Source organism: Pseudoalteromonas sp. Bsw20308 (assembly GCF_000310105.2).
GTDB classification, from domain to species: domain Bacteria; phylum Pseudomonadota; class Gammaproteobacteria; order Enterobacterales; family Alteromonadaceae; genus Pseudoalteromonas; species Pseudoalteromonas fuliginea.
Genome location: NZ_CP013138.1, coordinates 1919466 through 1932801, shown reverse-complemented (window position 1 = coordinate 1932801; position 13336 = coordinate 1919466). Strand labels below are relative to the sequence as shown.

7 protein-coding genes are annotated in these 13336 nt (G+C 38.0%); all 7 read right to left on the bottom strand.

Features of this window, described 5'->3' with window-relative positions:
* Window positions 1–62: 62 nt before the first annotated feature.
* Window positions 63–1805, bottom strand: a complete 1743-nt coding sequence (locus D172_RS08270; RefSeq protein ID WP_007375736.1) for a DUF3466 family protein — start codon at window positions 1803–1805, stop codon at window positions 63–65.
* A gap of 11 nt (window positions 1806–1816) precedes the next feature.
* Window positions 1817–3730 (bottom strand): ABC transporter ATP-binding protein, encoded by a 1914-nt coding sequence (locus tag D172_RS08265; RefSeq protein ID WP_007375735.1) that lies wholly within the window; start codon window positions 3728–3730, stop codon window positions 1817–1819.
* A 15-nt stretch (window positions 3731–3745) separates the two neighbouring features.
* Window positions 3746–3985, bottom strand: a complete 240-nt coding sequence (locus tag D172_RS08260) for a glutaredoxin family protein (protein ID WP_002961779.1) — start codon at window positions 3983–3985, stop codon at window positions 3746–3748.
* Window positions 3978–6095: a bifunctional 23S rRNA (guanine(2069)-N(7))-methyltransferase RlmK/23S rRNA (guanine(2445)-N(2))-methyltransferase RlmL gene (gene rlmKL, locus D172_RS08255; RefSeq protein ID WP_007375734.1), complete on the bottom strand. Its 2118-nt coding sequence runs from the start codon at window positions 6093–6095 to the stop codon at window positions 3978–3980. Before rlmKL ends, D172_RS08260 begins: the two co-directional genes overlap by 8 nt.
* Window positions 6096–6547: 452 nt before the next feature.
* Window positions 6548–7078 (bottom strand): cell division protein ZapC, encoded by a 531-nt coding sequence (locus D172_RS08250; RefSeq protein WP_007375733.1) that lies wholly within the window; start codon window positions 7076–7078, stop codon window positions 6548–6550.
* 122 nt (window positions 7079–7200) lie between these two features.
* A complete protein-coding gene (gene pyrD, locus D172_RS08245) occupies window positions 7201–8211 on the bottom strand; it encodes a quinone-dependent dihydroorotate dehydrogenase (protein ID WP_007375732.1) in 1011 nt (336 codons plus the stop codon).
* 119 nt (window positions 8212–8330) lie between these two features.
* Window positions 8331–13172 carry an NAD-glutamate dehydrogenase gene (locus D172_RS08240; RefSeq protein ID WP_007375731.1) on the bottom strand — a complete coding sequence of 1614 codons (4842 nt, stop codon included), beginning with the start codon at window positions 13170–13172 and terminating at the stop codon, window positions 8331–8333.
* Window positions 13173–13336: the final 164 nt, after the last annotated feature.

Below are 13336 nucleotides of genomic sequence, written 5' to 3'. Positions count from 1 at the left end.
ATAGACGAAAAAAATCCCAACTTAATGAAGTTGGGATTTTTTATGCAAATCACTTTAGTTAATTAAAAACGGAATATACGTCTTATGCCAACTAAGGGTAGTAATAATAATGTGAACCAAGGAAAGCTCGCAGAGTTACGTTCATAAACTTCTGCTTCAGGTGGTGCACAGTTTTCAACTTCACCATTAGCAATAGGAGTTAACTTTACTGCAACTGCGACACTTTCAAATTCAATATTGCCTTCAATATCAGTAACAATTCCACCTAACGAATCACGTTTTTCAACTGTTTTGGTTGCTACACCAAAAATCTCATTATTTTCGTTAATTACTTTAGCTTCAGCCATTGTATAAGCATAATTTGTCTCACCATCAGTTTCATAGCATGGTAATAAGTCATTTAGGTTGGTTATTTTATCTTCGCCAATCTTGTATACAAATGCCTCTTTACGACGTGAGCTATCTGAAACACCTACCTCACCTTCCCCAACAATATAACCTTGGCTATTTATATCATTACCATAAGAACTTGAACTAGAAAAATAGTCATTAGGAAATACCGTATTGCCTGTTGCTATATCATGATAAAAAAACTTATTTCGAAGTGTTCCTTCAATTCGTTTAATAGCATAACCCGTAACAACATCATTATTACTTATTGCTAATGCTTTACCGCCTTGCCAATCATCTTCTTGATTTATAAAATCAACTACCGCACCATCTTTATAATAAACGGGCATGGTTAATATAATGTCATCATCTTTGTAGTATCGCGTATGCGATGAACCTACAGCAACACCATTACTATTAACCGCAAGTGCAGTACTTATAAATGCATCATCTTCAGTTTCACCTTCATCAGGTGTCAGTGCTAAACCAAGTTCTTCGACAGAAGTAATATTTAACGATTCATCAAGTTCCCATTTAACAGCACGCTTATTAAATAAGCCTCGTGAAATATTAGAATTTAATAAATTAACACATACAGATATAGGTTCATCTTCATTATCACAACTATCTTCAATATTTTCTAACCTATCTGCTGGAATATCTATTGATATATTTCCAACAACCGTGTATCCGCTGTTTGTCTTTATAATATCGTTAGCACGACTTGTACCGCCATGTTCATTAAACTCAGGGACTAACGGAACTTGTAAACCATCTGCGCCAATTACGATGCCTCGTTCAATAAATTCATGAGTGAACCATGTTTCAGCTTCGTCATCTCCATCAGGAGTGAATAAAACTTTATCGTAGGGAGCACTGCCCCAACCAACTGAAACACCATCTTCGCTAACAGCATTGTACAAATTCGTAGTAGAGCGCGTTAATCCATCGTAATCAACTGAAGCTATATCAAATAAAGGCTGCTCTGTTAAAGTAGAATCATTAAAATTAACGCCTATTAATGAACTTATTTTCTGATACTCAAAATTTGTAGAAATCGATGATAAAAAGCTAATCATAAAACTATGAGCGTCAGAGTTAGTCGCTACAGCATCATTGTTTTCGATATCATCAAGCGTAAAGGTAATTACTTTATCGCTTAACTCAAATGCATCTTCTGTATTACTGTAACTATTCTTGATAATACTTTCTGAAAAATCTATATAGCTTGTATCAATTGGTAAATTATATAAACCATTAGCGACACCAATAATATGGCCGCTTTCACTAACATCGGTAACGTAAGAGTGTTTAGCGTTTTCAGAAGACCCTAACTCAGTTAATTGATATGTCGCACTTATTGCTGAAGTGCTTAATGTCGCTAAAATACTGGCAGCGAGTAATTTATATTTCATTTTAGTCCTTACTACTGATTCTGTAATTCTTCAAGTTCTTCCCAGCGCTCAAGGGCAGCTTCAAGGTCAGACTCAAGTTGTGCTAAATGGTTCAATGCTTTAGTTGTTACATCACTCTCTTGTTTAAAAAAGTCTGCGTCACTCACTACAGCTTGTTGAGCTTCAATTTCAGCTTCTAGTTTTTCCATTTTATTCGGTAGTTGCTCTAATTCAAGTTTTAATTTGTAAGAGAGTTTATTTGTCTTAGCTGCAGGTTTGGCAGCTGGAGTTACTACTTTTTCAACTTTTTTTACTGGTTGTTGCTGAATTTTTTTTTCTTGTTCAGCTAAGTAACTAACATAAGCTTCATAGTCGCTATAACCACCAACGATATCTGTTACTTTACCATTGCCTTCAAATGCCCATACACTAGAACATGTATTATCAATAAATTCTCGGTCATGGCTTACAATCAGCACTGTACCTTGATATTGATTAATAATGTCCTCTAGTAACTCTAACGTTTCAATATCCAAGTCATTCGTTGGCTCATCGAGAACAAGTATATTAGATGGTTTTAAAAACAGTTTAGCTAATAGCAGTCTATTTTTTTCACCACCAGAGAGTGCTTTAACCGGTGTACGAGCGCGTGCTGGCGGGAATAAAAAGTCTTGCAGATAACCTAAAACATGACGTGAACGACCGCCCATCATCACTTCTTGTTTACCTTCGGCAACGTTATCTTGAACTGTTGCTTCTTCGTCAAGTTTTTCACGGTACTGATCAAAGTAAGCAAATTCTAAATTAACACCTTGCTTAGTTATGCCGCTATCTGGTTCTAAATCACCAAACATTAGTTTTAATAGTGTTGTTTTACCAATACCATTTGGACCTACTAAGCCGATTCTGTCACCACGCATAACAAGTGTCGAAAAATCATCAGCAATAACTTTGTCTTTAAATGCATGGCAAAGGTGCTGAGCTTCAAATACTAATTTACCAGAGCGATCTGCTGTTTCAATATTAAAGTCAGTTTTACCAACTTGATCAACACGTTGTTTGCGCTCATTACGTAGCTGCTTTAACTCTCTAACACGCCCTTCGTTACGTGTTCTACGCGCTTTAACACCTTGGCGAATCCACGTTTCTTCTTCTGCTAAGCGCTTATCAAATAATGCATTTTGCGCTTCTTCTACTTTTAAATCATGCGCTTTTTGCTCTAGATAAGTCGAGTAATCACCTGGGTACGAAATAAGTTTACCGCGATCTAAATCTAAAATACGCGTAGCAACAGCACGAATAAACGCACGGTCATGTGATATAAATACAATGCCGCCTTTAAATTCTTTTAAAAACTGTTCAAGCCACATGACACTTGCCATGTCTAAATGGTTTGTCGGCTCATCCAGTAGCAATAAATCAGGCTCACTTACAAGTGCACGCGCAAGTGCCACTTTGCGTAACCAACCACCAGAAAGGGACTCAAGTTTAGCCTCTGGCGTTAGCTCTAATTGTGTTAAGACTAATTGAATTCGGCTATCAAAGCGCCAGCCATCAGCGGCTTCAAGTTGGTTTGATAAACGTTCAAGCTTGTTTAATAACTTATCAGTACACTGTGTTTGCAATTCGTTACTAACATGATGAAAATCAATGAGTAAGTTAGCAATTTCTGGCATACCTTGCGCAACGTAATCAAATACAGTGCCACTTGCACCTTTTGGTGGATCTTGCTCTAAGCGAGAAATTCGAATGCCACCGAGTTGATTTATTTCGCCATCATCTAAAACAACTTGTCCATCAAGTACTTTTAGCAGCGTTGACTTGCCCGCGCCATTTCGACCAACAACACACACTCTTTCGCCACTTTCTATAACCGCATCTGCTTTGTTAAGCAAAGCATGTGTACCAAAAGCAAGTTGTGCTTTTAAAATTCTTATTAAATCCATAGTTCTTATTTGCTCTTATTCTGCTTGTGCTAAAAATTCGCGCACAGAGTGTAAGGTAAAAGGCCAATATAATTTCTCGCCTTTTTCACTTTTTAATACAGGAATAGTAATTTGATACTCAGCAATAAGCTGCTCATCAGTCATAATATCGATTAGTAATAACTCACTGTTGTCATTTAGTACATCAGTGATAAGTTGCTCAGCTTGCTCGCACAAGTGGCAACCATCAGTATGATATAAAATCCATTTAGCCATGCGTAATTAGCCAGCTATTATGGATTTTTTTATTACGTTTGAAGTCTGGTGATAGTGTTTTATCTGAGATATTAACGGCTTTTAAACCTAAACCAATCAGGCCAACTTCATCCATTACAAAACCACGTTTGTTATTAGAGAAAATCAAAGTACCTGATGGACTTAAAATCTTTTTAACCCACGTTAATAATTTAATGTGATCGCTTTGCACATCAAACGCGTCTTTCATACGTTTTGAGTTTGAGAACGTTGGAGGGTCTAAAAATATCAAATCATATTGTGCTGTCGCATGCTCTAACCACTTTAAACAATCTGCTTGTTCAAAACGGTAACGTGTATTACTGATATTGTTTAAATCGAAGTTATCTTGGCCCCATTTTAAATAGGTTTTAGATAAATCAACTGTTGTAATTGCTTTAGCGCCACCAAGTGCAGCATGCACAGAGGCAGTACCTGTGTATGCAAACAAGTTTAAAAAGCGTTTATCTTTTGCATTTTCTTGAATATAACGACGCATTAAACGGTGATCTAAAAATAAACCTGTGTCTAAGTAGTCAAATAAATTAACTTTAAACTTAGCACCAAACTCTTCAACTACCATAGTTCGGTTTTGTTTAGACATGGCCGTATACTGGTCTTCACCCTTTTGCTTTTTACGCACTTTTACAGCAATATTTTCAGGCGAGATATCAAGTTGTTGCGAAGTCAATGTTATTACGTCTTGCAGGCGTTTTTCTGATGTTTTTTCATCAATTTCTTTAGGCGCTGCATATTCAAAAATAACCGCTGAATCACCGTAAATATCTACAGCAACATTGTACTCAGGGATATCCGCTTCATAAACACGATAAGCGTCTACTTTATTTTGTTTAAGCCAGTTTTTTAAGCCTTGCTTATTCTTTTTCAATCTATTTGCGAATGACGTAGAGCCTTCAAAATTAAGCGCTTTTTTATCATCGGTGGTCAAACTTACTTGCTTATCATCTAATTGATATAAGTTGAGTTCAACATCAAGTGGGCCATTTTTAAACTTATAACGCTTAAGACGCACAAGTTTTAAAAGTTTAAATAAGCTCTCGTCCATACCCAATAAGGCAAGTTTCCAATGATTAAAGTGCTTTTTAAAGCCAACACCTAAATTACGGTGTAAATCAACAAGCTCAGCCATAGAACCAATACGCTCACCATAAGGTAAGTTTGAAATTACCACACCAGGTAACTTAGCAACGGCTGTAAGCTTAGTGGCATCACTTTGCTTAAACTTAATAACATCATCAAGCTCAGCCCGTTTGGCATTATCAATCGCTTTACTTAAAACTTGTTCATCGTAATCGTGGCCAATTAACCACAATTTAGGGTCGGTAATGTTAGCAAGTAACTCTTCTTTAAGTTCTTTAAACTTAGCGGCTCTAAAACTGGGTAAACGTTCAAAAGCAAAGCCTTCACGGAATAATCCCGGCGCTTCGTTTCGTGCCATGCCGGCCGCTTCGATTAAAATAGTACCCGCACCACAACATGGATCGAATAAAGGCTGTTTTACATTATCAAGCCAACCACTTCGCTTAATTAGTGCAGCCGCTAAATGCTCTTTAATTGGCGCTTTACCTTGGCCTTGACGGTAACCACGTTCAGACAAACGAGGGCCAGAATAGTCAATATACATAGAAACGCCGTAACGATTTAGTCGTGCAACAACACGTACGTTAGCGTCTTGCTTATCAACGTTGGGACGCTGCTCGTATAAATCATTAAAATAATCAACAATCGCATCTTTTATTACAAGACCAGAAAATTGTGTGTTTTTTAATGAGTCATTGGTACCGTTGAAGTCGACAGCGAATGTTTGAGTAGGTCCAAACCACTCTTGCCAAGGTTGCGATCGCGCAAAATTATACAGGCTATTTTTGTCATCTACGCCTTCTTTTTCTTCAATAAGCATAAGCACACGCGTTGCAAAACGACTTGATAAACAAACCTTTTGCGCCAGTAATGAGTCAGCCTCAAAACGAACAGAACCAACAGTTTGCTTAGACACAGTTGCGCCAAGTTCTGTTAATTCATCAACCAATAAATTTTCGATTCCGATAGAAGTAAGTGCGATAAATTGCAAAGTAATAACCCTTAATAGCTAATTGCGCAGGATTATAACATAGGTTGAGTGACATACACGCCATAAAGACACGCTTAAAAACTTAAATTTGATGAGGGTCTGTTGAACTTTCAAGGTTAAATTTGCAGCAGTCTGTTTGGTATTTAGGCAAGGCAGAGCCTATGCAGTGTGGTCATTCCCCATAAATGGGCGATAACGTAGCATTAATGCCAAACAGGCGCTGCCCAAACGGTTCTTCCTAGGGGCTATTTACTCTTTGTTGCCTAAGTGGATGTAGGTAAGGGGCGTGAGCAGGACGCGGAAGCTTTGCTCGGTTTTACTTATTCTTACATGGATGTAAGCCAGTATGGTAACGAAGGAGCAGTTACCGAGCCCACTAGGTTACAAATCTCGCGCCGCGATTAAATAGCCCCTAGTTTGAACAAATTTCAATCCGCAAAGATCAGCAGACCTTAGGCGGTTTGACTTTGGTATTGCTGATTTAGGATGGGGTGGACTCGATTATTCAAAATACGGATTACTTCAAATTGTGCTAAAGATAAGTTTTCGTCCAATTTAAATGTTTCACTTAGATTCAAACAAATAGATGCATCAGAGCAGTGCTCTACAATTAAGAAATCACCCGATTGCGCTTTAGATGTTAATTTTACTATTGCCTCTACGCTTGGCTCTGTCCCGGTGTATTCTTCAAAAAACCAACTTTTTGCTAAAACGGGCTTTAAGTGATACTTAACAGCGGTCGCATTTAGCGATATTTGACAAACTTGAGCCGCAGTCCACAATTCAAATCCATCAAGGTAATTATAAACTTGCTCGTAAAATGCCGCATCTTCGAGGCTAAAGCGTGGATTCTTAAAAACAGAATCCGTTAACTGTCTTAACTTATAAGGCGTACATAATTGCATATCGTCATTTAAATCAAGTAATAAACGGTTTTTATCAGGACAAGCAATCCACTGCCATTGCTTTGATGCTTGTAACATTTACTCCTCCTTGGGTTTATTAAAATAATTAGACGTTGCTTAGAGTATAACGGCTTCTGACCATTTTTTAAATATTTGTTTAGAACATTTATCGAACGATCAAAAGCTTAGATAACTGATCCTTATAAGCCGTTAACGATCGTCTTTACCAATTGTGGACCTTTGTAGATGAACCCAGTATAAACTTGAACTAAATTTGCGCCTGCATCTAACTTTTCTTTTGCAGATGTAGCATCGTCAATACCGCCTACTCCGATGATTGGCAACTTACCTTGTGTTAAACGCTTTAATTCGCTTACGACCTCTGTAGAGCGCATTCTAACAGGGTGACCTGACAAACCGCCGGCCTCTTCTGCATATTGCTGCCCCATAACTGCAGCTCGTTCAAGTGTAGTGTTAGTTGCAATCACACCATCAATTTTATTATTTAAAAGTGACTCACTTACTTGCTTTATTTGTATTTGATCCAGATCCGGCGCAATTTTTATCAGCATCGGAACTTGCTTATTGTGTTTAGCTGCTAGATCAAGTTGCTCGCTTTTAAGGCTTTGCAGTAAATCATCAAGCGCTGCACCATATTGTAAATCACGAAGTCCAGGGGTATTTGGTGATGAAATATTTACCGTAATGTATGAGGCATGCTCAAATACTTTACGCATACAATAAATGTAGTCATCTTTACCTTGCTCATTAGGTGTATCTTTATTTTTACCAATATTGATACCGAGTATCCCACTGTACTTTGCCGCTTTTACGTTAGCGATTAAGTTATCAACGCCTTTATTATTAAACCCCATGCGATTAATAATTGCATTTGACTCTGGCAACCTAAAAATACGAGGTTTATCATTACCCACTTGAGGGCGCGGTGTAACCGTACCGACTTCGATAAAACCAAAGCCCATTTGGCTAAATGCATCTATACATTCAGCATTTTTATCAAGCCCTGCAGCAAGCCCAACTGGGTTTTTGAATTCAAGGCCTAAAAAATTAACTGGTTTGTCTGCAATACTTTGCGACCAAGCGGCACTTAACGGTGTGTTAGCGAAGCGACGTAGGTTACTTAGAGCAAACTCATGCGCCCACTCCGCATCACGGGTAAACATAAAACGGCGAGCTAAATCGTAAAACATGAATATAATCCTCTATTAAAATACAGACAAAAAAATACCTCAGACAAGGCTGAGGTATTGTATAACAAAATAATCAATTCATTTATTTTTTGTGGAATAAAAACAAATGAAAGGCTAAATTATTTTCCTGAAGTATTACAATTATGGCTCAATAACATTAATTCACGAAGTGCTACAGAGAACTTAGCAAAATCATGACTTTGTGAAGTTTTAAATTCAGCCAACATCTGTTTCCAACGAAGTAATAATAACTCTTGGTTATCCATCCATTCATCTATTTGACTATCAACATCTTTTTCATCAGCTTCAAAGCTATTTAATACTACTTCAGCTAACGTACGTTGTTGCCAATCTAGCTCTTCACGGTAAGAAGAACGAGCAAGCGCTTGCCAATGGTTTGCAACCGGTTGATGGGTAATTTGATCTAAGAACCAATGCAGACCCATTCGCGCACCAAGTTTAAAGTACGTATTAGATACCATTGAGATACCTCGGCCCGAACTATTCGCAATTTCCGCTAAGTCCATTACCGAGAACAAACTTGATAATGCCACAATTCGCTTAGCAATAGCTTCCGGTACACCACTTTCAATTAGCTTATTAGCTTCTTGTACTATGCGATCATTTTCTTTCTCAACGATATAAGTATTTAAGTTTTCACTTAAATCTTTGAATGTTGGTGCAAAATACTCAATTCCTTGCTCAATCGTTTGCGCCTTATTACGATGACGTAAGAACCAACGTGTAGTTCGACGCACAGTACGACGAAGTTGGTAAAGCATCTCAGTTTGTACAGCTGCTGGAATCTTATTATCTAATGCGCTTATAGAAGACCATGTATCGCGCATTTCAAAAATTTCACTGGCAATTGAATAACACATAGCTATTTCAGCTTCGCTTGCGCCAGTTTCTTCATGCATACGTACCATGAAGTTTAAACCCATATCATTAACGATATTGTTAGCAAGTTTAGTTGCAATAATTTCTTTACGTAGTGGATGGTTGTTCATCGCATCGTTAAACTTCTCACGTAATGGCCGTGGAAACGATTTAACAAGCAGCTGACGGTAATATGGGTTTTCAGTAATTTCATCACTTACTAAAGACTCTTTTAATACCATTTTAGCGTAAGACACGAGCACTGAAAGCTCAGGGCGAGTTAAGTCTTTACCTGCGGCTGCACGTTCTGCCAATTCTTCATCACTAGGAATGAACTCGATAGCACGGTTTAGCTTGCCGTCTTTTTCAAGCGCATGAATAAAACGTATTTTTTCTTTAAGAGTAGACGTGCCCTTCGATTGCGTAATTGAAATCGTATGCGTTTGGCGATAACAATCTTTAAGCACTAATTCAGAGACTTCATCAGTCATTGAATAAAGTAGCTCATCACGTTGTTTACGGGTTAAATCACCTTCCGCAACTAAGCCATTAAGTAAAATTTTAATGTTAACTTCGTTATCAGAACACGCAACACCCCCTACGTTATCGATAAAGTCAGTGTTGACACGCCCGCCTTTTGCTGCAAACTCTATACGGCCAAGTTGAGTTGCGCCTAAGTTACCGCCCTCACCTATAATTTTTGCACCCAACTCATTACCATTAATGCGAAGTGCATCGTTTGCACGATCTCCAACATCTGCATCAGTTTCTTTAGAGTTTTTAATGTACGTTCCGATACCGCCATTCCACAGTAAATCGAAGTTCATCATTAATGATGCTTTCATTAATTCGTTTGGTGTCATACTTGCTTTTTTAGTGCCAAGCATTTTTTTCATTTCAGGGCTTAATGTTATTGATTTAGCCGCGCGAGAAAAAATACCTCCACCTGCAGAAATAAGGTCTTTGTTATAATCTTCCCAAGATGAGCGTGGCATATTAAATAGACGTTCGCGCTCTGGGTAAGATGTCGCTGCATCTGGGTTAGGATCAATAAAAATGTGCATATGATTAAATGCAACTTGTAAACGAATATGTTTAGACAACAACATACCATTACCAAACACATCCCCTGCCATATCGCCTATGGCGACCACTGTAAAGTCGGTAGTTTGACAATCGATATCCATTTCACGGAAATGACGCTTAACTGATTCCCATGCACCTTTAGCAGTGATACCCATTTTCTTGTGGTCATAACCAACTGAACCACCTGAAGCAAACGCATCACCTAGCCAGAAGTTATATTCATTCGCAATACCATTTGCAATGTCTGAGAAGGTGGCTGTCCCTTTATCAGCCGCAACTACTAAGTAAGCATCATCTTCGTCATGACGAACAACATCTCGAGCTGGCACTATTTCACCACGTTCAATGTTATCTGTAATATCTAATAAGCCGCGAATAAATATTTTATAACATTCTTGGCCTTCTTTTATAAACGCTTCGCGTTCAGTCGGTAGCTGTTTACATACAAAACCACCTTTAGAGCCAACAGGTACAATTACTGTATTTTTAACTTGTTGCGCTTTTACCAGACCAAGGACTTCTGTACGGAAATCTTCACGACGATCAGACCAACGAAGTCCACCACGAGCCACCTTACCATAACGTAAATGCACGCCTTCAACACGTGGGGAGTAAACAAAAATCTCAAATGCAGGAAGTGGCAATGGTACATCAGGAATTAGACTAGGTTGAATCTTAAATGAGACATAAGATTTAAACTGACCTTGTGCATCTTTTTGATAATAATTAGTACGAAGCGTTGCAACAATCATATCAACGTATAAACGTATAATTCGGTCATCATCAAGGTTGGCAACATTTTCAAGTTCTAGGTAAATTTGTGCTATTAATTTCTCAAGTGTTTTAGCACTAGCCGGGGCTTTAATTGAGAACTTTTTAGCGAACAAATTAACTATTTGCGCAGCAATATTTGGGTAATTAGCAAAAGTACTTTCAATATACGTTTGCGAGAACGTAACACCAATTTGACGCATATATTTAGCATAAGCACGTAAAATAGAAGCTTCACGACCTGCTAGGCCACCCATTAAAACTAAACGGTTAAAACCATCGTTTTCTAGACGGTTGCCCCAAACATTTGTTAATGCAGCGCGAAAACGTGCTGAAATTTTATCAAAGTCAGCCATTCCTTTGCTGTCTATTAGCATAGAAAAATCCATGATCCAATTAATACGACCATCACTGGTTTTAACTGAATATGGCGTTTCGCCAACAACACGTAGACCAAAGTTTTCAAGCATTGGCATAACATCAGATAAATGAATTGGCTCATCTTTATGGAATAAGCTTAATCGTACAATATTGCTATTAGCTTCTTCTTGTGGACGATAAAACAACATTTCTAGTTTATTTTCGTCGGTCAATAATTCTAGTTTTTCAATATCTACAACTGCGGCACTGGGAAGCACTTCATCCTTATATGAACGTGCAAACGCATTACAGTATTTACGGTTTAAATCGTTACCGCGTGCTTCACCAGCTGATTCTAAAAGCGCAGACTGCAACTTGTCTTCCCAAGTACGCGCAGCTTCTATTAAATTATTTTCGATGTCTTTCACGTTATATTCAATATTGTTATCGGTCACACGAACAGTGTAATGGGTACGCGCCAGTGTTGACTCAGAAAAGTAAGTAGTAAATTCGACTTTGTTGTCAGAATTAAATGCGTTGCCTAAAATATCTTGCGTTTCACGACGAAGCGCTGTGTTGTAACGTTCTCGAGGAACATAAACCATACATGAGAAAAATCGGCCGTAAGCATCTTTACGAACGAATAAGCGACACATGTCACGCTCTTGTACTTGTAAAACCCCCATGGCAACTTCAAGTAGTTCGTTTTCACGCGCTTGAACTAGCTCATCGCGGGGATAGGTTTCTAAAATATTTAAAACCGCTTTGTAAGCATGCGTACCTTTAGCAAAGTCACATATCTCCATGATGCGGTTAATCTTACTCTTTAATACAGGGACATCCGCAGCGCTATTATTATAAAAGCTTGAAGAAAACAACCCAATAAAACGGTCTTCGCCAATTACATTCCCTTCATCGTCAAAACGTTTTATACCAACATAGTCAATATAAGCGGGGCGATGTACACGAGAAAGTGAATTGGTTTTTGTTAAAATTAATAAATTACTGCTACGCGCTTCTTGGCGTGCTACTTCTGGTAATTCTGATAATAATCGTGTGTGTTCTTCAGTTGAATTTTTCATCAAGCCAAGGCTAGTGTCCATTTTGCCTTTTAATTGGTAGTCACCTTGCACAGGGCTCAATTCATATTCGCGATAACCCATTAGTGTGAAATTATCTTTAACTAACCAATCTAAAAACTCTACCGTTTCGGCAACTTCGTTTTCATTTTTATTGTGGCGACGCTTAGGTAGCCCTTTGGTGACCGCAATTAATTTTTTACGAATAGGCTGCCAATCTTCAACTGCAACAGATACATCAACGAGTACTGATTCTAATTCTTTTTTGAAAGACTCAATTACAGAAGAGTCTGTTTGACGATCAATTTCAATAAAGAAAACCGTTTTAGTCGACGTCGATTCTTGCTCTGCTTTTAAATTAGATAAACCCGATATTTTTGTGTTTTTGTCACGTTGAATTTTAAGTGGGCTATGAAGTAATAAGTGAGAGGCGATATTTTCACGAGTCATGGCCATACGCACTGAATCTACTAGAAAAGGCATATCTTTAGCAATAATTTCAACAATTGTATGCGATGACTGCCAGCCATCTTTAGCCACTTCGGGATTGAAAACGCGGATAACCGCATTATCAGTTGTATTCTTTTCTAGCGAATTCCAAAGGCTTAGTGCAGCGCCATATAAGTCACTATCGTTACGATTAGCCAAATCCTCTTTAGACATGTTGCTGTACAAGGCTTTGGCAAATTTTTCAACGAGTAACACATTATCAGCGTGAACTTTTTTTTGGATCAGCTTACAAACATTATCTAGGATAACCGAGGCTTGGCCTTCATTTCGTGTCATTGTATGTTCCTTAATCTATTACTGCCTAGTGGCAGAATATTTGTACAGCCATTTATTAGCGTGGAGTCAGTTAAATTCTAACCCTTTTACAGCTAATAAACAGCCTTTTCGATGAAAACATTTTAAGCTTTTCAGCTATTTGGTCATCTATTCACAAATTATAG